We start from the raw sequence: 23736 nt of genomic DNA on the forward strand, positions 1-23736 counted from the left end.
TGTGCGCCGTGACCTTTGCGAACGTAGGGACGCTCGGCGCCGTCGCCGGCAAGCGGGACGAGCTCGTGGTTCACCTGACCCGCCGCAGCACCACCCTGAGCGAGGTCGGCTGCCTCGCCTACGAGGTCGGCGTCAACGACGACGACCCGGACACCGTCTACGTGGTCGAGCTGTGGGAGAGCGTCGAGGCGCACCGCGCGTCGCTCGCACTGCCCGAGGTGCAGGCGTCGATCGCCGCCGCACGGCCCCTGCTGTCCGGCCAGTTCGGCGGGTTCCGCTTCCACGTCGTCGGGTCGCCGCTGCGCGACTGAGGCCGGCCGAGGCCGCCGGGACGCGCGCGCGGCCCGTCGCCGCGGTCGCGCGCTGACGCGTCCCTAGCTCACGACGACGCGGGCGAACCGCGCCGTCGCGGCGCCGGTGTTCACATAGGAGTAGTGCTGCGCGCTGGAGTAGACGCCGTGCTCGCCGGCCTCGAGGTCGACGTGGCCGTCCTCCCGCTCGATCCGCAGGCTCCCCTCGGTGACGAGCACCATCTCGTGCCAGCCGTCGGGGTCCGGCTGGGCGTCGTACCGGTCCCCCGGGCCCAGCGTCCAGCCCCACAGCTGCGCCTCCTGTCGCGCCGGCACGGACGCCCGCAGGATCCCGACGCTGCCGGCGCCGGTCCCGCGCCAGGCGACCTCGTCGAGGTCCGTGTGCGACGCCGCGGGCGGCGCGACGAGGTCGACGAACGTCACGCCCAGCGCCTCGGCCAGCCGGTCGAGGCCGGAGAGGCTGATGTTCGCCTCGCCCGCCTCGAGCTTGATGATCGTGCGGCGGCTGATCCCCGAGCGCTCGGCCAGGGCCGCCTGGCTCAGGCCGGCCGCGCCCCGGTGGCGGCGGAGGTTGACGCCCACGTGGGCGAGCACGTCCGACGTCGGCGCGGGACGGGCGGGCTCAGCGGGGTGGGCGGCGTCGTCCATGTGCACCATTCTGCACGGTAGAGTGGTGCAACATGCTGCACAATCGTCGCCTGAGGCTGGGCCGGCCCTCGCGGGAGGAGCTGCTGCTCGTCCTGATCACGTTCGTCTGGGGCACCACGTTCCTCATCGTGCACGTGGCCATGGACCACAGCGGCCCGTGGTTCTTCGTCGGCCTCCGGTTCCTCGTGGCCGGCCTGATCAGCGCGGTGATCTTCCACCGCGTGCTGCGCGGGATGCGCTGGCGCGACGTCGGGGCGGGCGCCGCGATCGGCGCGATGATCTGGCTCGGGTACGGGCTGCAGACCGTGGGCCTGCAGACGATCACCAGCAGCACGTCCGCGTTCATCACCGCGCTCTACGTGCCGCTCGTGCCGCTGCTGCAGTGGCTCGTGCTGCGCCGGCGCCCGTCGCGCACCACGCTCGCCGGCGTCACCCTCGCCTTCGTCGGCCTGCTGCTGCTCGCCGACCCCGGCGCCGTGGGCGTCGGGTTCGGCGCCGGCGAGGTCGCGACGCTGGTCAGCACGCTGCCCATCGCGGTGGAGATCATCCTCATCAGCCTGTTCGCCGGCAAGGTCGACCTCGGCCGCGTGACGGTGGTGCAGCTGCTCACCGCGAGCCTGCTGTCCCTGGCGACGATGCCGGTGACCGGCGAGTCCGTGCCCGCGTTCTCCTGGGTCTGGGTCGCGGCCGCCGTCGGGCTGGGCGCCGCGAGCTGCGCCATCCAGCTGACGATGAACTGGGCGCAGCGCTCCGTCTCCCCCACCCGCGCGACGATCATCTACTCCGGCGAGCCGGTCTGGGGCGGCATCATCGGCCGCCTGGCGGGCGACCGCCTGCCCGGGATCGCCATCGTCGGCGCCGTCCTCATCGTGGCGGGGGCGCTCGTGAGCGAGCTGAGGCCGCGCCGGGTCGAGCCGCGCCCGGTCGAGCCGGACGTTGCCCGCGACGACGCGGCGCCCAGGACGCCGGAGCCGGCCGTCCCGGCCTGAGGCCGGGGCGACCACCCGCGGCTCAGGCGGTGGCGTCCCCGACGACCACCGCGTACCAGGCGCCGTCCCGGTCGGCCCCGAAGCCGTCGACCCGCACGCGGGTCGCGTCCGCCACGGGCAGCGCGACCTCGTGCTCGGGCCCGCACCGCAGGTCCTCGTACGTCACCGACCGGGCCCGGTCGTAGGTGACCGCACCGTCGACGGTCCCGGTGGCCACCTCCACCGTGAAGTCCAGGGTGCCGTCGCCGAAGCAGGACAGCCGAACGCCCTCGATGCGCTCCGGGTGCTCGTACGCCACGCTGATGCCGGCGGGCGACGCCGGGTCGGGCGCGGGGTCGGCCGGGCCGACCGGTGCGCTCATGGCGCCGAGGGGCGCAGACGGCTCCAGGCGCTCCTCCAGCCAGCGGTCGATCTCGTCGGGGTCCGCGCCCGGTGGGGCGGAGCACGCCGCGGCCGCCGCCGCGAGGACGAGCGCGGCGGCGGCACGGGGGACGTCGACGGCCCGGGTCATGCCGTCACGCTAGCGGCCTGCTCCGCCGTCGTGGCGCAGGCGGGTCAGATCCGCCGCTCGCGGCGGAACAGCGACCGCGCCCAGGCGTACCCGGCGACGCCGATGACCGCGCACCAGGCGACGGCCTGCGCGGCCACGGAGCCCTCGAGGCCTGCCCCGCCGGCCAGCAGCCCGCGCGCCGTCTCGATGATCGGCGTGAACGGCTGGTGCTCCGCGAACCACCGCACTGCCGTCGGCATGGTCTCGACCGGCACGAACCCGCTGCCCAGGAACGGCAGGAGCAGCAGGACCATCGGCGTGTTGCTGGCCGTCTCCACGCTGCGGGCGTTCAGGCCCATCGCGACGCACAGCCAGTTGAGGGCGAGCCCCAGCAGCACGAACAGGCCGAGCAGCGCGAGCCAGTCGAGGGGGCCGGCCGCGGGCCGGTAGCCCATCGCGACGGCCGCGGCGAGCACGAGCACGAGCGCCGCCAGCGCCTGCACGACGAAGCCGAGCACGTGCCCGGACAGCACCGACCCGGGCGAGATCGCCATCGTCCGGAAACGGGCCATGATCCCGCCGGTGGCGTCCATGGCGGCGCTCACCGCGACCGACGTCGCGCCGCCGACCACGGTCATGACCAGCAGGGTCGGCGTGATGTAGTCGAGGTAGGCGGCCCGCCCCTCGGCTCCCGGGGCGACGCCCCGGGCCACGCCGGCGCCGAACGCGCCGCCGAACACGTAGACGAACAGCAGCAGCATCACGAGCGGGCCGGCGACGAGGAAGACCGTCAGACCCGGGTAGCGGACGGCGCGCAGCAGGCTGCGGCGCACCATGGTCGAGACGTCGGCGACCGGGCGCGGGCGCGCGGTCACGGGCGCGGGGGTGACGACGGCGGTCATCGGACGTCCTCCTTCTCGGTCGCGGCGCCGGACGTGCTGCTGCCCGGCGTGCTGCCAGGAGCGCTGCCAGGAGCGCTGCCGGGCGGCTCGGTGAGCGCGAGGAACACGTCGTCGAGCGTGCCGGCGTCGTGCACCTCCTTGAGCTGTGCCGGGGTGCCGTCGGCGACGACGCGGCCGCCGTGGAGCACGGCGACGGAGTCGGCGAGCCGGTCGGCCTCCTCGAGGTACTGGGTGGTCAGCAGGATCGTGGTGCCCTCGGCCACCAGGGCACGGACCTCGTCCCACAGGGTGCGGCGGCTGCGCGGGTCGAGCCCGGTGGTGGGCTCGTCGAGGAAGACGACCGACGGCGCCCCGACGAGCGTCATCGCGAGGTCGAGCTTGCGCCTCATGCCGCCGGACCAGGCGGCCACCGGCTTCCCCGCGGCCTCGGTCAGGCCGAAGCGCTCGAGCAGCTCGGCGGTGCGCCGGCGCCCGGCCGCGCGGCCGAGGTGGTGGAGGTCGGCCATGAGCCGCAGGTTCTCGGCCCCGGTGAGCAGGTCGTCGACGGCGGTGACCTGGCCGGTGACGCCGATGGCGGCGCGGACGGCGTCGGCCTCGCGGGCGACGTCGTGGCCGGCCACGCGGACCGTGCCCGCGTCGGCCCTCAGCAGGGTCGACAGCACGCCGACGGTAGTGGTCTTGCCGGCGCCGTTCGGGCCGAGCAGGGCGGTGATCGTGCCGGCCGGCACGACAAGGTCGACGCCGTCGAGCACGAGCTGCTCGCCGGCCTTCGACCGGTAGGACTTGCGCAGGCCGGCGACCTCGATCGCGGGCCCGCGGACGGTGGCGGACATGGTGCTCCTTCGTGGACGGCGGGGTGCGGTGGCGGGCGTGCGGGCCTCAGAGGCTGCGGGCGGTGATGTCGCCGTAGGCGGTGGTCGCACGGATCTCCAGGCCGGCGGTGCCGGTGCCGGCGAGCGCGTTGCGGATGCGGCCGTAGCCGGTGCCGGCGTCCAGCGAGGCCGAGACGCCGGGGGCCGCGCCGACGGTCACGTCGCCGGCCTGCGTGTCCAGCGCCAGTGCGCCGCTCCGGGCCTCGGTGACGGTGATGTCGCCCTTGGCGGTGGTGACCCGCAGGACGCCGTCGTGCAGGTCGACCGTGGTGCGCTCCGCGGCCTGGACGTCGCGGGTCCTCGTGGCGTCTGCGGGGAGGACCTCGACGGTCGTGCCGGCGCGCTCGGCGGCGACGACCCGGACGCGTCCGGCGGGGACGTCGAGGGCCGCGGTGATCGGGGTGGGGGTGTCGAAGGTCGGCATCGTGCTCGGCTCCTGTGCTCGGTGGTGCGCGATGTTTCTGACATCGGAAACGCTACGCACCGGCCACTCCGTCGGCAACGACGTTGTTGCATCCGTATAGCGTCATTGCAGATCAAACGGCCTATTTCATTGCAACGGGTGTGGACGCAATGCAACGTGAGCGACGCCTTGCGTTGCAACGAGCGGACGCTGAACGCTACGGTGGGCCCGTCAGGACCACGGCGGGAGGGGACGACGGTGCCGGGTGGCAGGCTCACGCAGCGGGAGCGCCAGCAGATCGCCCTGGGGCTCGCCGACGACCTCACCTACGCGGAGATCGCCCGGCGCCTCGAGCGGCCCACCTCGACGGTCACGCGCGAGGTGATGCGCAACGGCGGCCCGGCCGGCTACCGCGCCGACCTGGCGCAGCGCGCCTCGGAGCGCCGCGCCCGCCGGCAGCGGCAGGCCCCGCCGCGCGGACCGCACCCCGCGGTGACTGCGGCCGGGCGCGACGCCCAGGCCGTGCGCGAGTACGAGGAGACCTTCACCACCCTGTTCATGCAGACGGGCCTGCCCCGCATGGCGTCGAGCGTGCTGACCTGCCTCTACACCTCCGACGCGGGCAGCCTCACCGCGGCGGAGCTCGTCCAGCGGCTCCAGGTCAGCCCGGCCTCCGTCTCCAAGGCGGTCGCGCTCCTGGAGGTCCACGGCCTGGTGCAGCGCGAACGGACGGAGGGCCGGCGTGAGCGCTACGTCGCCGACAACGAGGTCTGGTACCAGTCGATGATCGCCGCCGTGCGGTCCAACGCCCAGCTCGCCGAGACCGCGCGGCAGGGCGTGACCGTCCTCGGCCCCGGCTCCCCCGCCGCCGTCCGGCTCGAGAACATGGCCCACTTCCTGGACGTCGTCGGCGAGAGCATCGCCCGCGCCGCCGAGGAGGCCCGCGACGTGCTCTCCCGGCCGGAGGCTCCGCAGCAGGTGAGCACCGGCCCCTGACCTGCTACAACTGCGGCATGACCCAGCGGCCGCAGATCGGCGTCGTCCTGCCTCGCGACCTGCCCGCCTCGCGCGTGCTCGAGTACGCCCGCACCGCGGAGCGGCTCGGCTTCGACGAGCTGTGGGTGGTGGAGGACCTGGGCTTCCGCGGCGGGCTCGTGCAGGCCACCGCGGTGCTCGGCGCGACCACGCGCCTGCGGGTCGGCATCGGCATCCTTCCCGCGGCGGTGCGCAGCGCCGCCTTCGCCGCGATGGAGATCGCCACGCTCGAGCAGCTCTTCCCCGGGCGCACGGACGTCGGCGTCGGCCACGGCATGCCGGGCTGGATGCGGCAGGCCGGCGTCTGGCCGGAGCGGCCGCTGACCTTCCTCACCGAGTACGTCACCACGCTGCGCACCCTCCTGGACGGCGGCGAGGCCGCCGGCCTGCGCCTCGACCCCGCGGCCGTGCCCGCCGCCGTGCCGCCCCTGCTGCTCGGCGTCCGGGGGCCGCGCTCCCTGGCCGCGTCCGGCCGGGTGGCCGACGGCACCGTCCTGGCCGAGCCGTGCACCCCCGAGTACGCCGCGGCCGCGCTGGCGGCGGCCGCGCCCGCGGGCGCGCACCGCCTGGTCGCGTACAACGTCGGCGCCGTGGACGCCGACGAGCGGACCGCGCTCGCGGCCGCCCGCCCGGGCCTGGAGTGGATCGGCGAGCCGGACTGGGCGCCCCACCTGGCGCCGCTGCCGTTCGCCGCGGAGCTCGCCGCGTTGCGCGCACGGTGCGCGACGCGCCAGGAGTTCACCGAGCGGATGCCCGACGAGTGGGTCGCGGCCCTGGCCCTGGCCGGCACGCCCGAGCGCGTGCGCGGGCGGATCGGCGAGCTCGGGCGCGCGGGGGTCACCTCGAGCGTCTTCTTCCCCACCGGCCCCGACCCGCTGGCCGCGCTGGCGGCGCTGGCGCAGGCGCTCTGAGGGCCCGCCGGCGTGCGGCTCCGGGTCAGCCGGGGAGCCGGGCCACGCGCCGCAGCGCGGCCAGGCCGTCGGGGGTGCCGGGCCAGTGCCGGGCCACCGCGTCCGCCCCGGCGCGGCGGACCACCGACCGCAGCACCAGCACGACGACGATCGCGTCGTCGGCGTACCCGAGCACGGGGACGACGTCCGGCACCAGGTCGACCGGCAGCGCGAGGTAGCCCAGCAGGAGCCACAGCCGGACGCGGGCGCCGCGCGGGAGCGCGCGGTCGGCGGCCAGCCGGCGCACCAGCCGCAGCACGTCGGGCAGCAGCCGCAGCAGCTCCCGCAGGCGCAGGTCGTCGGGGCGGGCGGCCCACAGCGCCGCGACCAGCAGCAGCCACAGCAGCACCAGGCCGCCGAGCGCGCCGGCCACGGTCCACACCCAGCCCGGCACCGGTGCCCCCTCTCGTGGCGCGGTCGCCCTCCGGTCAGGAGGCGTTACGAGCGTCGTCCCCGGCGTCGGCGACGCAGCCGGGGCGGCCGGGGGCCGACGGTCGTACTGTGGACGTGTCGAGCGCTCTCCTGCAAGTGGGTGATGGTGCCATGGACAGCGAGTCGTCGGGCGGCGACCTGGGCGCGGTCGTCGCCCGGGCCTCGGGGCTGATGCTCTCGGACGAGGTCTCCGAGGCGGTGCTGCGCCTGCTGACGGCCGCGGCGGTCCACCTCTTCCCCACCTCCTACGGCGCGGGGGTCACCACGACCTCCCCGGACGGGACGCCGACCACCACGGCCGCCACGGACCCGGGGGTGCAGCGGCTCGACGAGCTGCAGTACGAGCTCGACGAGGGTCCGTGCCTGACCGCGTGGCGCACACGGCGGACGATCCGGATCGACGACGTCGCCACCGACCCCCGGTGGCCTCGCTGGACCGCTGCGGCGGCGGAGGTCGGCGTCGGGTCGACGCTGAGCGCCCCCCTGCTCGCCGGCGAGCAGGCGGTGGGCGCGATGAAGGTGTACGCCCGCCCCTCGGGCGCGTTCGGCGAGCAGGAGGAGATCACGCTCGCGCTCTTCGCCGCCCAGTGCGCCATCCTGCTGTCCAACGCGCAGCGGTTCCGGCGGGCCGAGGGGCTGGGTGCCGACGTCAAGGCGCTCCTCGAGCAGCGGGACCTGGTCACCCTGGCCACCGGGGTGGTGATGGGGCGCGACGGCGTGTCGCGGCCGGACGCGTTCGCCCACCTGGTGGGCCTGGCGCAGCACGAGGGCGGCGGCGTGCACCAGGTGGCCGCCCGAGTCGTCGCGGGCGCCGGCGCGCGGTGACGGCCATGACGCCCGAGACGCAACGACAGCTGATCCGGACGGCACAGGCCAGGGCGCACCTGGGCGTGGACGACCTGTGGATGCGGTACTTCGCGCTGGGCGGGACCGTGGGCCCGGTCGAGCTCGACGCGTTCCTCCACGGCGCCCTCGACCTGCCCGACGACCAGCGCGACCACGTGGCGCTGGCGGTCAACGAGTACCTGGACAGCCTGGTCGGGGACAACCGCGCTCCCTACTCGCACGCGATCCGCACGCCCGAGCCGGCGACGGGGCCGCTGAGCGCGCTGACCGCGCTGCTGCGCGGGACCCGGATGGTCCCGCCGGGCGCCGTGCCCGCCGCCGTCGACGAGGCCGCGCGGCGCCTCGGCGTGCGGGCCGTCGTCTACCTGGCGGACCACGAGAGGCGGACCCTCCGCCCCATGCCCGGGGCCCACGGGCACGACCGCGAGCCCCTGGGCATCGACACCACGCTCGCGGGGCTGGCGTACCGGCTCCTGCAGACCGAGGCCACCGTCGCCGACGGCGGCCAGGCTCGCCTGTGGGTGCCGATCCTGGCCGGCGTGGAGCGGGTCGGCGTCCTCGACGTCATGGTCGACGACGAGGCGGACCTCCGGGATCCCACGCTGCACCGCCAGTGCTGGTGGCTCACCGGCTACCTCGGTCACCTGCTCGTCGCGCTCGACCAGTACGGCGACGCCGTCGACGCCGTGCGCCGTGCGCGGCCGCGCACCGCCGAGGCGGAGCTGATCTGGCACGTGCTGCCGCCCCTGACGGCCGCCACCGACAGGGTCGTCGTCGCCGGACGCGTCGAGCCGGCACACGACATGGGGGGCGACGCCTTCGACTACGCACTCTCGGAAGCTCACGCCTGGCTCGCGGTGGTCGACGCCACCGGGCACGACCTGGGCGCCGGCCTCGCTGCGGCGGCGGCCGTGGCCGCCTACCGCAACGCGCGCCGCGACGGCGGCGACCTGGTCCAGCAGGCCGAGGCCGTCCACCGGGCGATCGCCCAGCAGTTCGACGGGCGGGTCTACGCCTCCGGCGTGCTCGCCGACCTGGACGTCGCCAGCGGCCGGCTGCGCTACGTCGACGCCGGGCACCCCGCACCCCTGCTGGTGCGGGCCGGGACCGTGGCCCGCACCCTCGACGGCGGGCGGCGCCCCCTGCTCGGCCTGGCGGCGGGCGCCAGGAGCGTCGGCGAGGAGGACCTCCAGCCCGGCGACACCGTCGCGCTCTTCACGGACGGGATCACGGAGGCACGGGACGACCATGGCCGGCAGTTCGGCCTGGACCGCCTGACCGAGGCGCTGCAGCGGGCGACCGCCGCGGCCCTGCCGCTCCCCGAGGTCGTCCGGCAGGTGTGCGCCGCCGTCCTCGAGCACCAGGGCGGGATCCTGCGCGACGACGCGACCCTGCTCCTGGTCCAGTGGACCACCGCGGGCCAGGCGCGCCTGGAGCCGCGGCTGGCGGCCCGCGCGACCGCGCCGGAGGTCACCTGATTCAGGTGATCCCGCTCGGATCGGTGGGTGGCCACGATGGAGGAGCCGGGCGGCTCCGAGAGGATCCGCGCCGGCCCAGACGCTCGGCAGTGCCGCCGGGTGCGCGAGGGCCCCTGGTCCCCCACTCCGTCATCGAGGGGAACCAGGGGCCTTCGCCCGGTCCGGGTGAACCGCACCGGTGTCGTTCTCGTCGACGATGACGTCGTCCGCCGGCTCCCGCCGCCCAGGAGGGCACGATGTCGACGCTCACGGTCTGGAAGTTCGACTCCCCCGACGGTGCCGGGGTCGCGATGCGACGGGTCGCCGACGCGCAGGCGGAGGGCCTGCTCGTCGTCGACGACGCGGCCTGGGTGTCCTGGCCGCACGGCGGGGAGCCGCGGGCTCCCGGGCCGGAACCCGGCGGCGTCGGCGGGCTGTCGCGCAGGTTCTGGACGTGGCTGTTCGCGGCGCTCTTCCTCCTGCCCGTGCCGGCCGCGGCCGTCGACGTCGGACTCGGTGCCGGGCCGGGCGCCGGCTTCGGTGCCGAGCTGGGTGCCGAGATCACCGCCGAGGTGGTGGCCGGCCTCGGGGCACCCGTGTCGCTCGCCGAGCTCGGCATCGACGACGCCTTCGTCCGCGAGGTCCGAGACAGCGTCGTCGCGGGCACGTCGGCGCTGTTCGTCGTCAGCCACGACGCCGTGGTGCACCGGCTGTCCGAGCCGTTCACGGGGACGCACGCCGGCCTGGTGCAGACGCACTTCTCCCGGGCCGAGGAGGCGAGGCTGCGCGCGGTCTTCGCGCCCGCGGACGCGCAGGCCGCGCTGCCGGCCACGGGGCACGTGCTCCCGCCGTCCTGAGCCGCCACGGTCGGACCCGTGACGCCCGCCCGTCTCCGCGGCCACCATGGACCATGGTCGAGGTCACGTGGCGGGGCCTGGAGTCCGGGAGCACCGAGACGTGCCGCGTCGACGAGACGGCGCACGGCGTGCGTGTGGACGCCGTCGTGCGCGGGGACCTCGGCGCGTGCGCCTACACGCTGACCGCCGACGCGGCGTGGCGGTTCCGCACGCTGCGCGTCCGCCTCGGCGGGCGCGAGCTGCGCGTCGAGCACCACGCCACGCCGGGCGGCGACGGCGCGGCGTGGACCGTCGACGGGAGCGAGCGCCGCGACCTCGACGGCGCCCGCGAGGTGGACCTCGTCGCCTCCCCGCTGACCAACACCCTGCCGATCCGGCGGCTCGGCCTGGCCGTCGGCGAGAGCGCCGACATCACGACCGCCTGGGTCGCGGTGCCGGAGCTCACGGTGGTGCCCGACCCCCAGCGGTACACCCGGCTGAGCGAGCGCGAGTACCGCTTCGAGTCCCGCGACTCCGGCTTCCGGCGGGTCATCACGGTGGACGAGCACGGCCTGGTGGTCGACTACCCCGGCCTGTTCGCCCGCGCCACCGGGTGACGCGCGGGCCCGCGGGAGTCGGGCCGCGGAGGTCAGGCCGCGGCGCGAGGCCGGGCGAGCAGGAACGCCCCGACCGCGACGACGGCGGCAGCGACCATGACGACGGCGAGCGGGACGGCGGTGTGCTCGCCATCGAGACCGACCAGCGGCGAGACGAGGGCGGCGAGCGCGAACTGCAGCGCCCCGAGCACGGCGGAGCCGGTGCCCGCCGCCCGCGGCACGGCCGCGAGCGCCAGCGCGGTGGCGTTGCCGAGCACGAGGCCGAGGCTCGCGACGGCCACGAAGATCGGCACCGGCAGCGACCACACCGGCGCGCCGGTCAGCACGAGCACCGCCAGCGTCAGGCTGCCGGCGAGCACCAGGCCCAGCCCCACCCCCAGCAGCCGGCGCGCCGGCCGGGTGGCGACGAGCCGGGCGGAGACGGCGCTGACCACGAGCAGGCCCAGGGCGGTGGCACCGAACACGAGCCCGTAGGTCATCGCGCTCATGCCGATCATCACCTGGTACACGAACGGCGACGCCGAGATGTACGCCATCATCACGGCGAAGGCGAAGCCGAAGGCCAGCGTGTGGCCCAGGTAGGCGCGCGAGGCGAGCGCCCGCACCGGCGCGCCGTCTCCCGCCTCAGCGGCCTCCGTCGTCGCCGGCGTCGCCGTCGGGACCGGAGCCCGTCCGGCGCCGGGGCGGGCGGCGGGGAGCGTCTCGCGCACGACGACGAGGACCGACACGAGCATCACCGCGGCCAGCGCCGCCACGACCCACAGGATGCCGCGCCAGCCGACCGGGTCCACGAGCAGGCTGCCGACGAACGGCGCGAGGATCGGCGCGATCCCGCCGACCATCATCATCACGCTGAAGGCGCGGGCGGCGGCCCGGCCGGTGGCGAGGTCGGAGATGATCGCGCGGCCCACCACCATCCCGGCGGCACCGGTCAGGCCCTGCACCAGGCGCGCGGCCACGAGCACGGCGACGTTCGGGGCGAGCGCCGCGACCACGCTGGCCGCGACGCACAGCACCGCCCCCACCACGAGCGGGCCCCGCCGCCCCCACCGGTCGGACAGCGGGCCGAACACGAGCTGCCCGGCGGCCACCCCGACGAGGAAGGCGGTCAGCGTGAGCTGGACCTGCGCCGCGTCGGTCGCGAGGTCGACGGTCATGCGCGGGAACGCCGGCAGGTACAGGTCGGTGGCGAAGGGCGCGAGCGCGGACAGCAGCGCCAGCACCACGAGCAGGCCAGGGGTGACGGTCGAGGGCTCGGCGGCGCGCGGCGGCGCAAGGGTGGTCAGGGTGTCGGTCATGCGAGGGGCTCCAGGCGGTGGCACGGCAGAGGCTTTAGTTGTAGTTATATAACTACCACGGCCGGCGGTCGCCGCGTAAGTTGGTCCCGTGCAGCCCGACCGTCCCGCCCGCTCCCGATACGACACGACGGCCGACGCGACGGCGGAGGCGATGGCCGACCTGGTCGACCTCGTGGTGAACGTCGCCCGGGAGGTACGCCACCACGGCGCGCGCGACGCGGCCGTGGTGCGGCTGACCTCCGCCGAGGGCAACGTCATGCGGTACGTCGACCGCCACCCCGGGGCCAGCGCCGGGGAGGTGGCCGAGGCCACCGGCCTGCAGCGCAGCAACCTCAGCACCGCGCTGCGCGGCCTGCAGGCGAGCGGCCTGATCGAGCGCCGGGCCGACGATGCCGACGGGCGGGCCGTGCACGTCTACCCGACGCCGAAGGCGGCCGAGAACCTCCGACGCCTGCGCCGGGAGTGGGCCGAGCGGGTGGAGGCAGCGCTCGGCGGCGAGACCGCGCACCTCGAGGGGGCGGTGGCGCTGCTGCGCGCGCTGGAGGAAGGCCTGGTCGCGGCCCGCCGCCGGGGCTGAGCCCGCGCACGCCCGGCCGACCGAGGCGTCGTAGAGAACCTCACCCGCGGTGCGGGACTACGGCGGTGCTCCCGCGCGTTGTGACTGACGGCACGATCGCCGACCGGAAAGGAGCGACGCCGATGAGCATCTTCGACGCCACGACCCCCGTCCCGGCCGGCGGCTGGTGGAGCAGGGTACTGGAGCCCGTGCAGGCGTGGTGGCAGGTCCGGCAGGACATCGCCCGCCTCACCCGCGACCTGACCGCGCTCGACCAGCCGACGGACACCGACCAGACGCCCGCCCGCTGCCAGGCCTGCCCGGCGTGAGCGGCGGACACCCTTCGACGAACTGACCTATCGATCTCGATCTGATCCCAGCCCGGCGGGCCGGGTGCCGGAGGCTCCGGTACCCGGCCCGCCGTCGTCGGCGCTCGCGCTCGGTCAGCGCGCGGCCTGCTCCACCAGCGCGGCGAGCCGATCCCATGCCTCCTGGCCGACGTCCGTGAGCGCGTACGAGGTCGCCCAGAGACCGCTCGCGTCGTCGAGCCTCGCCTCGGCGCTGAAGCCGAAGGTGGAGTAGCGCTCACCGTCCGCCCGGCCGCTGCGGAAGAAGCACACCACCTTGCCCTTGCGGGCATAGGCGGGCTGCCCGTAGTACAGCTTCGGGGCCAGCTCCGGGGCCACGCGGGTGACCATCGCGTGGACCCGCTCGGCCAGCTCCCGGTCCGGCTCCGGCATGGCGGCGATCTTCGCCAGCACGTCGGCCTCGTCCCGTGCCGCCCTGTCGGCGCCTCGGCCCCGCTTCGCCTGGGTCCTGAGCTCCGCGGCGCGCTGCTGCATCGCTGCACGCTCCTGCGCGGAGAACCCCTCGCCCGCCGTCGCGTCATCCGCGGCAGGTCTCGCGGTCGTCGTCATCCGATCGCTCCTCTCGTCGTGCCGTCGTGCCGGCTGTCTGGCACGACGACGTTAACGACGGGCGCCGCGGCGGCTCTTCTCGATTCCTGACCGATGCCGCCGACCACCACGGCCCCCAGGTGTACGAACGTACACATCCGCGCGTACGCTGCCGCCATGGCCATCGACCACTTCGCGGGCGCCCCCCGCACGAACCGCGAGCGGATGCTGGCCGGCGACCTCCGCGTCGCCGACGATCCCGCGAACGCCCGCCCGGCGCAGCGCGCGGTGCGGCTGCAGGAGGAGCACCGCGCGCGGGCGGCCGAGGACCAGGAGGCCGCCGTCGTCGTCCTCGCGGAGCTGCCCGGCACGCTCGACGACAACGTGTGGCTCGGCACCGGCGTCATCGTCTGCCCGGGCGTGAGCATCGGTGACGACACGGTGGTGGGCGCCGGCTCCGTGGTCGCGCGCGGGGTCCGCGAGAACTCCGACGACGGGCAGGGGCGCGATGCCTGAGCCCATCCCGCAGGACGGGCCGCGGGCGCGCCGGCACGACCCGCAGCGGCGCGACCGGATCATCGACGCCTGCCTCGACGTCGTCGTCGCCCAGGGCGTGGCCGGCACCTCGCACCGCAAGGTCGCCGCGGCCGCCGGCGTCCCGCTCGGGTCGATGACCTACCACTTCGCGGGCATGGACGAGCTGCTGCGCGAGGCGTTCACGCGGTTCGCCACGGCGGCGTCAGGCCAGTTCGAGCGCCGCCTCGGCGCGGCGCGCACGCCGCAGGAGGCCGAGGCCGCCGTCGTCGCGCTCATCACCGGCGACGTGCTGACCACCCGGCGAGACCTGGTGCTGACCAGCGAGCTGTACACGCTCGCGGCGCGCGAGCCGGCGTTCCGCGACCTCACCAACCGCTGGATGGCCCGCTCCCGGGCCGCGCTGGAGCGGCACTTCGACCCGGTCACCGCGCGGCTGCTCGACGCGCTGATCGAGGGCCTCACCCTGCACCGCGCCCTGGACACCGAGCCGCACGACGCCGCGACCACGGCGGAGGCGGTCAAGCGGATCACGCGGGCTGTCCGCTGACCTCGGTCTCCCCCCCGACCGTCTCGGGCGCCGGCCGCACCGCAGTCCGGTTCCGCACGAGCGCCGCCGCCCCCGCGCCCGCGGCGAGGAACACCACGCCGAGCGCCACCCACCCCACGGTGCCGTGCGCGATGGCCGTCGCCGTGACCAGCGGCGGCGCCACCATCGACGCGACGGCGTAACCGGTCTGGCTCAGGCCCTGGTAGGCCCCGGCGCTGCGCGGGTCGGCCAGCTCGAACGCCATCCCCCACCCGCCGGCCTCGCCGAGGATCTCGCCCAGGGAGTGGGCCAGCGCCGCGACGACGAGCAGCACGCAGGCGGTGGCCAGGTCGCCGTAGCCGGCCAGCGCGTACGCCAGGCAGGCGCCGGCGAGCAGCCACGACGCGCGGCGCACGGTCAGCCCGGCGCGGCGCACGTCGTCGGTGCCGCGCGAGGCGCGCACCTGCAGCAGCGCCACGACCACGGTGTTGAGCACCAGCAGCACGGACACCATGACCGTCGGGGCGTCGGTGGTGGCGATCCACAGCGGCACGCCCACCGTCTGCAGGCCGAAGTGCATGGCGAGCACCGAGTTGAGCGCCACGCTCGCGACGTAGGTGCGGTCGCGCAGCGGTGACGGCCCGCGCGAGCGCGCGGCGCCGTCGTCGGACCGGTGCTCCAGCATCCGCGTCGCCACCCCGGGCACGCGGCCGAGCCGCGCCAGCGGCAGCACCGCGGCGAGCAGCAGGACGGCGACGGCGAGCATCGCCGCCTGGTACGCCGCGGCGGTGTCCACGAGCAGGGCGGCACCGGCCGCCACGGTGCCGAGGCCGATGCAGACGTTGGTGACCACGCGCAGGCGGGCCCGCACCGCGACGCGGTCGGGGCCCACGTACCAGCGGGCCAGCATGGCCTGCTTCGCCGACCCGCTCGCCGAGCGCATGCCCACCGCGAGGCACGCGACGGCGACGAACGCGGCGGTGGAGTGGGCGGCGGTGTAGGCGAGCATCGCCAGCCCGTTGAGCGCGGTGGCCACCCACTGCACGCGGTGCGCCCCGACGCGGTCGGCCAGCCGGCCGGCGCCGTACGCCCCGAGCACCCCGGCGCCGCCGGCGATGCCGAGCCCCAGGCCCACCGTCGTCGGCGCCAGCCCCACCACGCGCGTGAAGTACAGCGTGCTCACCGTGTAGAAGACGCCGCTCGACAGGGCGAACGCCATCGTGCTCAGGGTGAGGGAGCGTGCCACGCGCTCGCGGGGCCAGAAGGTCTCGATCACGGGCCCATCGGACCCGGCCCCGGCGGTGTCGGCGAACTCCTGTAGCGTCCGCCTTCATGGACACGCCCACCCGCCCGCAGCACGGCGGCCTGGTCGAGTACGAGCTCGCGGGGATGGACGTGGCGGACGTGCGCTTCGCCGTCTCCCCGCTCACCGAGCTGACGCTCTCGCTGCGCACCTTCCGCGAGCCCGGCCGGTATCCCGTGCACCTGCCGTGGCTGCGGCGCACCGAGCGGGCGCGCGCCGGCCTCGACGTCGCGCTGCTGACCGCGCTGACCAACGAGGCGCAGTGGACGCCGGACTACCTCACCCCGCGCCCGCACAGCCCGCTCACCCGTCTCGACGACGAGCTCGAGGCCGCCGCCCGGGTGCCGCTGGACCGGCTGCGGGACGACCTGCGCGCCGTGCACCCCGACGGGCTGCCGGCGCCGCTGCGCGGCGACCTCGCCGTCGTGCGCGACCGGGTCGTCGCGGCGCTGCACGCCTACTGGGACGCGTGCTTCGCGCCCTGGTGGCCGCGGATGCGCACGGTGCTGCAGGCCGACGTGGTGCACCGCGGCCAGGTGGCTTCCGCCTACGGGCTCGGGGCGATGTTCACGGGGCTGAGCGAGCGCATCCGGCTCGACGACGGCGTGGTGCGCGTGCGGCTCGGCAGCCCGGCGCGCTTCCGCCGGCCCACCACCGGCGAGGGGCTCACCCTCGTGCCGACCCTCTTCACGCGGGCCGCGAGCGCCCCCATCTCCCCCGCCGAGCCGCCGACGATCTGGTACGGCGCGCGCGGCGCCGGGACGCTGTGGCAGGCGGAGCCGGTGCGGGCGCCGGGCGTGCTCACCGACCTGCTCGGCGGCACCCGGGCCGGGCTGCTGTCCACGCTGGCCGAGCCGGCGTCGTCCACGGAGCTCGCCGGGCGGCTGGGCGTCACGGTGTCGGCGGTGAACCAGCACCTGCGCGCGATGCGCGCCGCGGGCCTGCTGAGCAGCGCGCGGCACGGGCGGTCGGTGCTGTACCTGCGCTCGGAGCTGGGCGACGCGCTGCTCGGCGCGGCCGAGTGAGCACCGGGCGCCGGGCGAGCCTCGCCCATGGGCGCTAGCGTCGCTGCTACCAGCACCGACGCCTCACGGAGCAGCCTCGATGACGAACCTCGACCTTCTCGCCGACGCGCACCTGACCGCCGCCCGCACCGCGGAGAACGGCCGCAGCACCGAGATCGTGCTGCACGACGGCACCCTGCGCCAGACCGTCATCGCGCTCAAGGCGGGCGTCGAGCTCGGCGAGCACAACTCCCCGCCCGCGGCGTCGGTCCACGTGCTGCGCGGGCGCATGCTCGTGACCGGGATGGACGACGACGAGGAGCTCGGCGCCGGGGAGCTGCGCGTGCTCGCCCACCACCGGCACACCGTGCGCGCGCTCGAGGACGCGGCGTTCCTGCTGACGACGGTGACGAGCATCGACGAGGAGTCGCACCGCTAGCCCTCCCGCCTCTCGCCCCCGGCGTTCCGGGTCCCTGACGGTCCGATACAGGCCCCGCTTCCGCGGATCGCCAGGGACCCGGAACACGAGGGGGCGGGGGCGCTAGGGTGCGGGGCATGGCTCTGGAGCGCGCCGAGGCGCAGCGGCTGCGCGACATCACGGTGATCCGCCGCGTGCGGGACCGGATCGACCGCGAGTACGCCCAGCCGCTCAACCTCGAGGAGCTCGCCCGGGGCGCGCACCTGTCCGCCGGGCACCTGAGCCGCGAGTTCCGTCGGGTCTACGGCGAGTCCCCGTACGCCTACCTCATGACCCGGCGCATCGAGCGCGCCATGACCCTGCTGCGCCGCGGGGACCTCAGCGTCACCGACGTCTGCTTCGAGGTGGGCTTCTCGTCGCTGGGCACGTTCAGCACCCGGTTCAGCGAGCTGGTCGGCGTGCCGCCGAGCGTCTACCGCCGCGACCACTCCCAGGCCGCCGTCGGCATCCCGCCGTGCCTGGCCCGGCAGGTCACCAGACCGGTCAGGAATCGAGAAGCACGGCCGTCCTGACCGGTCCTAGCGTGCCGGGCATGGACATCAGCATCCACTACGCGTTCCTGCCCCACACCGACGCCGAGGCCGCCCTCGGCTTCTACCGCGACGCCCTCGGCCTCGAGGTCCGCCAGGACGTCGGCTACGCCGACATGCGCTGGATCACCGTCGGCCCGCCCGGCCAGCCGACGTCGATCGTGCTGCACCCGCCGGCCGTCGACCCGGGGATCACCGAGGACGAGCGCCGCACCATCCTCGACCTCGTCACCAAGGGCGCCTACGGCGCGATCACCCTGGCCACGGACGACCTCGACGGCCTCTTCGAGCGGCTCGAGGCCGCGGGCGCGGACGTGGTCCAGGAGCCGATGGACCAGGACTACGGCGTGCGCGACTGCGCCTTCCGCGACCCGGCCGGCAACCTCGTCCGCGTCAACCAGCGCGCCTGACCGCGCCGCCCGCAGGCGGCCCCGGGGAACGAGGCGGCACGGGCGGCGGACGACGACGGCGCCCGCCCCTGCGGCAGGGGCGGGCGCCGTCGTGGTCGGGAGCGGGATCAGCAGTTGGTCGCCGTGTACGAGCTGATGGTGGTGCCCGCCGCCATGAACTCCTCGCTCATGAGCGACTGCGCGGCGTCCGAGGCCTTGGTCACGGCGTCCTCGGCGGTCGGGTCGTCGAGCACTGACTGCACCGTGTCCGTGTACTCGCGGAACGAGGTGGCCACGGTGTCCCAGTCGTCGGCGATCTCCGCCGGCGGCTCGACCGACTCGAACTCGGTGGTGAGGTCCTCGAACGCGGCGATGGCGGCGGCCGGGTCGCTGGTGTCGATGCTCGCCATGTCCTGGAGCGTCTCCGAGGCGGCGCACACGTCGCTCGACGCGCCCTCCGCCGGCTCCTCGGCCGGGGTCTCCTCCGTCGCCGACTCCTCCTCGGTCGGGGTCGCGTCGGCCGAGGCGGTGGTCTCCTCGGCAGCCGCGTCGGCGCTCTCGTCGCCGGAGCCGCTGCAGGCGGCGAGGCTCAGGGCCAGGACGGCGGTGGTGGCCAGGGCGGTCGTCGTGCGGGTCAGTCGCATGCGCATGGCAACGATCGTCCCCTACCCGGGAGCCTGCCGCGAGCCTGCGCCGCGCCGCCGGGGACTTCTCCCCGTGTGGCCGCGGCAACCTTCACCGGGACGACGCGCCGGGGCGGCGGTGGTCGTCGCCGGGCCGCCCGCTCACGTTGCGGGCGGCCCGGCGCTCCCGGACGTTGTAGATCCCTGACGTGGTAGGACGACCTTCCGAGGAGACGGTGATGGCTGACGAGACGCGCACGGGCGCGAGCACCCCCCGGCAGCAGCGTGACGAGGTGGTGGCCGCACAGAAGGAACGGTTCGGCGGGATGAAGCTCGGCGCGGCGTTCTTCGGCTGGCTCACCGCCACCGGTCTCGCGGTCCTGCTCACGGCGCTGCTGTCGGCGGTCGGTGCCGGCGTCGGGGTGGCGAACGACGCGGACCCCGCCGAGCTCGCCGACCAGGCCGCCCAGGACGCCGGCACCGTGGGCCTCGTCGGCGGGATCGTGCTGGCGGTGATCCTCTTCGTCGCCTACTTCGCCGGCGGCTACGTCGCCGGGCGCATGGCCCGCTTCGACGGCGCGAAGCAGGGCGTCGCGGTGTGGCTGTGGGCGGTCGTCATCGCCGTGGTCCTGGCGGTCGTGGGGGTCGTGGCGGGCACCCAGTTCAACGTGCTGTCGCAGCTCAACGGCTTCCCGCGGATCCCCGTCGACGAGGGGACGCTGACCACCGGCGGGATCATCGCCCTCGTGGTCACCGCGATCATCACGCTGGTCGGGGCGGTCCTCGGCGGCCTCGCCGGCATGCGCTACCACCGCCGGGTCGACCAGGCGACGGTCGACCGCCGCGCCGGCATCGCCTGAGCCGCACGCCGGGCGCACGACGCTCGACGCAGACGCCGCGACGACGGAGGCCCTGCCCCGGACGGGGCAGGGCCTCTGCCGTGCTCGGCGGCCGGCCGCGTGGGCCGGACCGTGGGCCGGCCGCGTGGGCCGGACCGTGGGTCAGACCGTCTCCGGGCGCTTCTCCCGGGCGAACCGCGCCGGCAGCTCCGGGCCGTCCCACACCTGGACCGCCCGCCAGATCGACGCCGCGATCGGCACGGCCAGCACCGCACCCGTGAGGCCGGCGAGCACCGTGCCGGCGGTCAGCGCGACGAGGATGACCAGCGGGTGCAGGCGCAGCGTCCGCCCCATGACGATCGGCTGCAGGAAGTCGCCCTCCAGCTGGTTCACGACGACGACGATGGCCACCACGACGAGCGCCTCGACCGGCCCGACGGCGACGAGGGCGACCAAGGAGGCGAGGATGCCGGCGAGGGTCGCGCCGACGAGCGGGATGAAGGCGAGCAGGAAGACGATCACGGACAGCGGGATCGCCAGCGGCACGCCGACGATCGCGAGGCCGATGCCGATGGCGACGGCGTCGACCGCCGCGATGATCGCCGTGCCGCGCACGTACCCGCCGAGGGTGCGGACGGTGGTGTCGCCGATGCGCCTGCCGCGCTCGTAGCGGTGCCCCTCGAACGGGCGCAGCAGGAACTCCCACATCTTCGGGCCGTCCTTGAGGAAGAAGAACAGCACGACGATCATGATGAAGAACCCGGCGACGAAGTCCGCGGTCTGGGACACGCCGGCGATGGCGCCCGAGCCCACGGCGGAGGACTGCAGCAGCCCGGCGGCGGACTCCTGCACCGACTGGATCTGCTCCTCGGTGATCTCGAACGGCAGCCCCTGCACGTACCGCTGGAGCTCGTCGAAACCCTCCAGCGCCTGGGTGCGCAGCTCGTCCCACTGCCCGACGACGGCGCGCACGACCAGCCAGACGATCGCCGCCAGCACCGCGACGAGCGCGAGCAGCGCGATCCACGTCGCCACGAGCGAGGGCAGGCCCCTGCGGCGCAGCAACGACACGAGCGGCGAGATCGCCGCCGCCAGCACCAGCGCGATGAGCACGGGGATGACGACGAGCGTCAGCCGCGTCACCACGAGCACGAGCACCGCGATCAGCGCGAGCAGCGCGAGCACCTGCAGGGAGCGGGTGCCGACGCGGCCGAAGCCGTCCGACCACAGCCCCGAGGCTCCCCGCCGGGCCGCCGGCGCGCCCTCGGGGCGGCCGACCTCCGCCTGGTCCACGTCCCCGACCCGCGTGACCTCCACGGCCGGCGTGCGCTCCTCGACCCGCGTGCCCTCCTCGACCCGCGTGGCATCGGCCGGCGCGGTCGGAGTGTCTTCTGACCTTCGCCTCGACGGTCCCATCACTGTGCTCCCTACGCTCTGGGTTTGCCCCGACCGTACGGTGCGCCGTCGCTGCCCGCCTCAGGTCGCGGCCGGGTCCGACCCGTCGACCAGGTGCACGGCGGGCAGCGCACCAGGGGCCGTGTCCCCGAAGGTGCTGTAGTCCAGCGACCGGAGACGGCCGTCCTCCACCCACAGCTCGAGCATCCCGAGCGCCTCGTCGCCGTCGGCGACGCCGAGCGTGGCGACCGGACCGCCGTCGTGTGACGGGATCCGCGGCAGGTCGGTGTCGGCCGCGACCTCGATCAGGAAGCACGCGTCGCCCTCGTGGTCCTTGCCACCCCAGCGTGCGTGCACCAGCTGCGCCCGGGCGGCATCCGCCCCGGGCCACCGGCCGGCGCAGACGCGCCGCAGCAGGGCGAGCTCGTGCGCCGTCAGCGGCGAGCCGATCTCTCGGGCAGACGTCATGGCTGCAGCGTAGGGGGCGTCGGCCGCAGCCCGAGACGCCGCACGACGTGCCCGTGGAACGCCCACGTGGCGGCGACGTCGTCGGCGTCGGCGGGCCGGCGCACGCGGTCCCAGCCGCCACGGCGCCCGTCGAGCGCCGCCCGGACCAGCGGGTGCCACCGCTCGTCGAGCACCGTCACCGCCCAGCGGGCCGCCGCGGCCTTGGTGCTGACCACCCCGTGGGCGCTGCGGTGCAGCAGCCGGCACAGCCCCAGCACGTGCTCCTGCTGCGCCCACGCGTGCGCGAACCGGTCGGGCCGGCGGGCCAGCGCCCGGTCCCAGCCGGCCAGCACGTCCAGCGTGTCGAGCCGCAGCTCGTCGGCGGGGACGGGGTCGACGAGCTCGCGCGGGTCCGGGCCGGCCAGGACGATGCCGTGCTCCCGGGCGACCCAGCGGGTGGCCAGGGTGTTGTCGTGGACGGAGCGCTGCAGGCGGCGGTCGCCGTTGTCCACGTACAGCCAGGGCCGCGCGGGACGGACGAGGCGGCGTACCTCGTGGCGTGGGGCGTAGCTGCCCTCGAGGTGCCGGGCCCACGGGCCGGGGAGGTCGGGCAGGCGGGCGTGCAGCGTGCGCAGCGCGGCCTCCTGCCGCGCGTCCGGGTCGCGCTCGACGACGACGAGGAAGTCGACGTCGCTGGCGTCGTCGCCGCCGCCCAGGGCGAACGAGCCCACCTGGTAGGCGCCCACGAGGTCACCGCCGAGCGCCGCGCGGACCCCGGCGACGAGACGGTCCAGCACGCGCCGGGACGGGTGGGGCGCGGCGCTCGCGGTGGGCACGCCCCACACTCTCGCACGGGCACCACGGCCCCCGGCCCCTCGGGACCGCCCGGGGTCGCCAGTCCGGCGGCCAGTGGCCAGACTGGCGCCCATGTGCGGCAGGTACGCCAACGCTCGGCGCGACCAGGAGATCGCCGACCAGTTCCGCGTGGCCGAGCTGGTGGGCCAGGAGCTGGAGCCGTCGTGGAACGTGGCCCCCACCCAGGACGTGCGCGCGGTGCTGGAGCGCGAGGAGTCCGGCCACGTGGCGCGGCAGCTGCGCACGCTGCACTGGGGCCTGGTGCCGTCGTGGGCAAAGGACACCAAGATCGGCGCGCGGATGATCAACGCCCGGGTCGAGACCGTCACGGAGAAGCCGGCGTTCCGCAGGGCCGCCGCCCGCCGCCGGCTCATCGTGCCGATGGACGGCTACTACGAGTGGCAGGCGCCGGAGTCGGGCAAGGGCCGCAAGCAGCCGTACTACCTGACCGACCCCGACGGCGCGCCGCTGGCCGCCGCCGGGCTGTACGAGCTGTGGCGCGACCCGGCCAGGGCGGACGACGCCCCCGACCGGTGGCTGTGGTCGTTCACCGTGATCACGACCGACGCCACCGACACCCTCGGCCACATCCACGACCGCTCGCCGCTGCTGCTGCCGGAGGAGCTGTGGGACGCGTGGCTCGACCCGGGGCTCACCGACACCGAGCAGGTCGACGCCCTGCTGGCCCGCGTGCCCGAGCCGCACCTGACGCCGGTCAAGGTCGCCACCGCCGTCGGGAACGTGCGCAACGACGGACCCGACCTGGTGCGCCCCGTCGACTGACGGCGCGGGTCAGGGGCTGTGCCGCAGCCGCGGCCTCACCAGGTGAACCGGGCCCAGACGACCTTGCCGCCGCCGGGTCGCGGCCGCCATCCCCAGGTGCCGGAGACGGCGTCGATGATGTGCAGGCCGTGACCGCCGGGGAGCCCCGCGCGGCCCGGCTGCGGCCGGGGGGCCGAGCCGCTGGAGTCGTGCACCTCGAGGTGCAGGTCGCCGCCCTCGCCGCGGACCGTCACCACGACGGTGCGCGTGCCGGACGCGTGCCGGATGGCGTTGGTGACCAGCTCGCTCGTGGCGAGCACCACGGACGACACCGTGCGCGACGGCGCCCCGACGGCGCGGGCCTGGGCCGTGACCCAGTGGCGTGCGGCGGCGATGGACTCCGGCGTGGCAGGCAGCGAGCGCGTCGCGTCGACGGGTCCCCTGCCTGGCACGCCAGCGACGGTAGCGCCTCGGCGGCTCGTCGGCCTCCCGGACGGCGACGGGCGGCCG

General features: G+C 75.6%; 32 protein-coding genes. 18 read left to right on the forward strand and 14 right to left on the reverse strand.

Annotated features, from left to right (window positions below; genetic code table 11):
• The first annotated feature begins 8 nt into the window (after positions 1 to 8).
• Positions 9 to 311 carry a putative quinol monooxygenase gene (locus tag U5M74_RS07190; RefSeq protein WP_410907544.1) on the forward strand — a complete coding sequence of 101 codons (303 nt, stop codon included), beginning with the start codon at positions 9 to 11 and terminating at the stop codon, positions 309 to 311.
• A gap of 63 nt (positions 312 to 374) precedes the next feature.
• Here the strand turns inward: U5M74_RS07190 and U5M74_RS07195 are convergent, their stop codons facing one another.
• Positions 375 to 959, reverse strand: coding sequence for a helix-turn-helix domain-containing protein (locus U5M74_RS07195; protein ID WP_410907546.1), 585 nt, complete (start codon positions 957 to 959; stop codon positions 375 to 377).
• A 32-nt stretch (positions 960 to 991) separates the two neighbouring features.
• Between U5M74_RS07195 and U5M74_RS07200 the strand changes: the two genes are divergently transcribed.
• Positions 992 to 1948 (forward strand): DMT family transporter, encoded by a 957-nt coding sequence (locus U5M74_RS07200; RefSeq protein ID WP_410907548.1) that lies wholly within the window; start codon positions 992 to 994, stop codon positions 1946 to 1948.
• Positions 1949 to 1970: 22 nt separating this feature from the next.
• Here U5M74_RS07200 and U5M74_RS07205 read toward each other — a convergent pair whose 3' ends face one another.
• Genes U5M74_RS07205 through U5M74_RS07220 form a run of 4 tightly spaced genes read right to left on the reverse strand, consistent with a single transcriptional unit; the run spans position 1971 to position 4636 of the window.
• Positions 1971 to 2459: a hypothetical protein gene (locus tag U5M74_RS07205; protein WP_410907550.1), complete on the reverse strand. Its 489-nt coding sequence runs from the start codon at positions 2457 to 2459 to the stop codon at positions 1971 to 1973.
• A 44-nt stretch (positions 2460 to 2503) separates the two neighbouring features.
• Positions 2504 to 3340 (reverse strand): ABC transporter permease, encoded by an 837-nt coding sequence (locus U5M74_RS07210; protein ID WP_410907552.1) that lies wholly within the window; start codon positions 3338 to 3340, stop codon positions 2504 to 2506.
• Positions 3337 to 4173, reverse strand: a complete 837-nt coding sequence (locus U5M74_RS07215) for an ABC transporter ATP-binding protein (RefSeq protein WP_410907554.1) — start codon at positions 4171 to 4173, stop codon at positions 3337 to 3339. The genes U5M74_RS07210 and U5M74_RS07215 overlap by 4 nt, the downstream gene beginning before the upstream one ends.
• 46 nt (positions 4174 to 4219) lie before the next feature.
• Positions 4220 to 4636: a hypothetical protein gene (locus tag U5M74_RS07220; protein WP_410907556.1), complete on the reverse strand. Its 417-nt coding sequence runs from the start codon at positions 4634 to 4636 to the stop codon at positions 4220 to 4222.
• Between the two features lie 237 nt (positions 4637 to 4873).
• Here U5M74_RS07220 and U5M74_RS07225 point away from each other — a divergent pair, with 237 nt between their 5' ends.
• Entirely contained in the window at positions 4874 to 5611 is a 738-nt protein-coding gene (locus U5M74_RS07225) for a MarR family transcriptional regulator (RefSeq protein WP_410907558.1), read from the forward strand.
• Between the two features lie 17 nt (positions 5612 to 5628).
• Complete coding sequence (locus tag U5M74_RS07230) at positions 5629 to 6561, forward strand: LLM class flavin-dependent oxidoreductase (protein WP_410907560.1); 933 nt, start codon at positions 5629 to 5631, stop codon at positions 6559 to 6561.
• A 25-nt stretch (positions 6562 to 6586) separates the two neighbouring features.
• On the opposite strand, the gene U5M74_RS07235 is transcribed toward U5M74_RS07230, so the two are convergent.
• Positions 6587 to 6994 (reverse strand): DUF1232 domain-containing protein, encoded by a 408-nt coding sequence (locus tag U5M74_RS07235; RefSeq protein WP_410907562.1) that lies wholly within the window; start codon positions 6992 to 6994, stop codon positions 6587 to 6589.
• 149 nt (positions 6995 to 7143) lie between these two features.
• Here U5M74_RS07235 and U5M74_RS07240 point away from each other — a divergent pair, with 149 nt between their 5' ends.
• From U5M74_RS07240 to U5M74_RS07255, 4 genes are all read left to right on the forward strand, one after another.
• Positions 7144 to 7857: a GAF and ANTAR domain-containing protein gene (locus U5M74_RS07240; RefSeq protein WP_410907564.1), complete on the forward strand. Its 714-nt coding sequence runs from the start codon at positions 7144 to 7146 to the stop codon at positions 7855 to 7857.
• A 5-nt stretch (positions 7858 to 7862) separates the two neighbouring features.
• A complete protein-coding gene (locus U5M74_RS07245; protein ID WP_410907566.1) occupies positions 7863 to 9356 on the forward strand; it encodes a PP2C family protein-serine/threonine phosphatase in 1494 nt (497 codons plus the stop codon).
• Positions 9357 to 9592: 236 nt separating this feature from the next.
• Complete coding sequence (locus U5M74_RS07250) at positions 9593 to 10192, forward strand: DUF1269 domain-containing protein (RefSeq protein ID WP_410907568.1); 600 nt, start codon at positions 9593 to 9595, stop codon at positions 10190 to 10192.
• A gap of 53 nt (positions 10193 to 10245) precedes the next feature.
• Positions 10246 to 10788 (forward strand): putative glycolipid-binding domain-containing protein, encoded by a 543-nt coding sequence (locus U5M74_RS07255; protein WP_410907570.1) that lies wholly within the window; start codon positions 10246 to 10248, stop codon positions 10786 to 10788.
• Between the two features lie 32 nt (positions 10789 to 10820).
• On the opposite strand, the gene U5M74_RS07260 is transcribed toward U5M74_RS07255, so the two are convergent.
• Positions 10821 to 12086 carry a multidrug effflux MFS transporter gene (locus U5M74_RS07260; protein WP_410907572.1) on the reverse strand — a complete coding sequence of 422 codons (1266 nt, stop codon included), beginning with the start codon at positions 12084 to 12086 and terminating at the stop codon, positions 10821 to 10823.
• Positions 12087 to 12174: 88 nt separating this feature from the next.
• On the opposite strand from U5M74_RS07260, the gene U5M74_RS07265 reads away from it, so the two are divergent.
• Positions 12175 to 12663 carry a MarR family winged helix-turn-helix transcriptional regulator gene (locus tag U5M74_RS07265; RefSeq protein WP_410907574.1) on the forward strand — a complete coding sequence of 163 codons (489 nt, stop codon included), beginning with the start codon at positions 12175 to 12177 and terminating at the stop codon, positions 12661 to 12663.
• Positions 12664 to 12785: 122 nt separating this feature from the next.
• A complete protein-coding gene (locus U5M74_RS07270; RefSeq protein WP_410907576.1) occupies positions 12786 to 12971 on the forward strand; it encodes a hypothetical protein in 186 nt (61 codons plus the stop codon).
• A gap of 114 nt (positions 12972 to 13085) precedes the next feature.
• Here U5M74_RS07270 and U5M74_RS07275 read toward each other — a convergent pair whose 3' ends face one another.
• Positions 13086 to 13559: a DUF1801 domain-containing protein gene (locus tag U5M74_RS07275; RefSeq protein ID WP_410907578.1), complete on the reverse strand. Its 474-nt coding sequence runs from the start codon at positions 13557 to 13559 to the stop codon at positions 13086 to 13088.
• Positions 13560 to 13715: 156 nt separating this feature from the next.
• On the opposite strand from U5M74_RS07275, the gene U5M74_RS07280 reads away from it, so the two are divergent.
• Both U5M74_RS07280 and U5M74_RS07285 read left to right on the forward strand, forming a co-directional pair.
• Positions 13716 to 14054, forward strand: coding sequence for a hypothetical protein (locus U5M74_RS07280; protein WP_410907579.1), 339 nt, complete (start codon positions 13716 to 13718; stop codon positions 14052 to 14054).
• Positions 14047 to 14622, forward strand: a complete 576-nt coding sequence (locus tag U5M74_RS07285) for a TetR/AcrR family transcriptional regulator (protein ID WP_410907581.1) — start codon at positions 14047 to 14049, stop codon at positions 14620 to 14622. The genes U5M74_RS07280 and U5M74_RS07285 overlap by 8 nt, the downstream gene beginning before the upstream one ends.
• Here the strand turns inward: U5M74_RS07285 and U5M74_RS07290 are convergent.
• Positions 14603 to 15877 carry an MFS transporter gene (locus U5M74_RS07290; protein ID WP_410907583.1) on the reverse strand — a complete coding sequence of 425 codons (1275 nt, stop codon included), beginning with the start codon at positions 15875 to 15877 and terminating at the stop codon, positions 14603 to 14605. The two genes, U5M74_RS07285 and U5M74_RS07290, sit on opposite strands and share 20 nt — an antisense overlap.
• A 56-nt stretch (positions 15878 to 15933) precedes the next feature.
• Between U5M74_RS07290 and U5M74_RS07295 the strand changes: the two genes are divergently transcribed.
• From U5M74_RS07295 to U5M74_RS07310, 4 genes are all read left to right on the forward strand, one after another.
• Entirely contained in the window at positions 15934 to 16929 is a 996-nt protein-coding gene (locus tag U5M74_RS07295; protein WP_410907585.1) for a DUF5937 family protein, read from the forward strand.
• Between the two features lie 79 nt (positions 16930 to 17008).
• Complete coding sequence (locus U5M74_RS07300) at positions 17009 to 17347, forward strand: cupin (protein ID WP_410907587.1); 339 nt, start codon at positions 17009 to 17011, stop codon at positions 17345 to 17347.
• A gap of 116 nt (positions 17348 to 17463) precedes the next feature.
• The gene (locus tag U5M74_RS07305) at positions 17464 to 17898 is read left to right on the forward strand and encodes a helix-turn-helix transcriptional regulator (RefSeq protein ID WP_069982792.1); all 435 of its coding nucleotides are present in this window, start codon (positions 17464 to 17466) and stop codon (positions 17896 to 17898) included.
• A 20-nt stretch (positions 17899 to 17918) separates the two neighbouring features.
• A complete protein-coding gene (locus tag U5M74_RS07310; protein ID WP_410907589.1) occupies positions 17919 to 18326 on the forward strand; it encodes a VOC family protein in 408 nt (135 codons plus the stop codon).
• A gap of 107 nt (positions 18327 to 18433) precedes the next feature.
• Here U5M74_RS07310 and U5M74_RS07315 read toward each other — a convergent pair whose 3' ends face one another.
• Positions 18434 to 18955 (reverse strand): hypothetical protein, encoded by a 522-nt coding sequence (locus U5M74_RS07315; RefSeq protein WP_410907591.1) that lies wholly within the window; start codon positions 18953 to 18955, stop codon positions 18434 to 18436.
• A gap of 212 nt (positions 18956 to 19167) precedes the next feature.
• Here U5M74_RS07315 and U5M74_RS07320 point away from each other — a divergent pair, with 212 nt between their 5' ends.
• Entirely contained in the window at positions 19168 to 19788 is a 621-nt protein-coding gene (locus U5M74_RS07320; RefSeq protein WP_410907593.1) for a hypothetical protein, read from the forward strand.
• Positions 19789 to 19929: 141 nt separating this feature from the next.
• Here the strand turns inward: U5M74_RS07320 and U5M74_RS07325 are convergent, their stop codons facing one another.
• From U5M74_RS07325 to U5M74_RS07335, 3 genes are all read right to left on the reverse strand, one after another.
• Positions 19930 to 21084 carry an AI-2E family transporter gene (locus tag U5M74_RS07325; protein ID WP_410907595.1) on the reverse strand — a complete coding sequence of 385 codons (1155 nt, stop codon included), beginning with the start codon at positions 21082 to 21084 and terminating at the stop codon, positions 19930 to 19932.
• A 159-nt stretch (positions 21085 to 21243) separates the two neighbouring features.
• Positions 21244 to 21630, reverse strand: coding sequence for a hypothetical protein (locus U5M74_RS07330; RefSeq protein ID WP_410907597.1), 387 nt, complete (start codon positions 21628 to 21630; stop codon positions 21244 to 21246).
• Complete coding sequence (locus tag U5M74_RS07335; RefSeq protein ID WP_410907599.1) at positions 21627 to 22445, reverse strand: aminoglycoside adenylyltransferase domain-containing protein; 819 nt, start codon at positions 22443 to 22445, stop codon at positions 21627 to 21629. Before U5M74_RS07335 ends, U5M74_RS07330 begins: the two co-directional genes overlap by 4 nt.
• Before the next feature lie 91 nt (positions 22446 to 22536).
• On the opposite strand from U5M74_RS07335, the gene U5M74_RS07340 reads away from it, so the two are divergent.
• Entirely contained in the window at positions 22537 to 23247 is a 711-nt protein-coding gene (locus U5M74_RS07340) for an SOS response-associated peptidase (protein WP_410907601.1), read from the forward strand.
• Between the two features lie 35 nt (positions 23248 to 23282).
• On the opposite strand, the gene U5M74_RS07345 is transcribed toward U5M74_RS07340, so the two are convergent.
• Positions 23283 to 23678: an ATP-binding protein gene (locus tag U5M74_RS07345; RefSeq protein WP_410907603.1), complete on the reverse strand. Its 396-nt coding sequence runs from the start codon at positions 23676 to 23678 to the stop codon at positions 23283 to 23285.
• Positions 23679 to 23736: the final 58 nt, after the last annotated feature.

The organism is Puerhibacterium sp. TATVAM-FAB25, assembly GCF_046535855.1.
GTDB classification, from domain to species: Bacteria; Actinomycetota; Actinomycetes; order Actinomycetales; family Cellulomonadaceae; genus Puerhibacterium; species Puerhibacterium variabilis_A.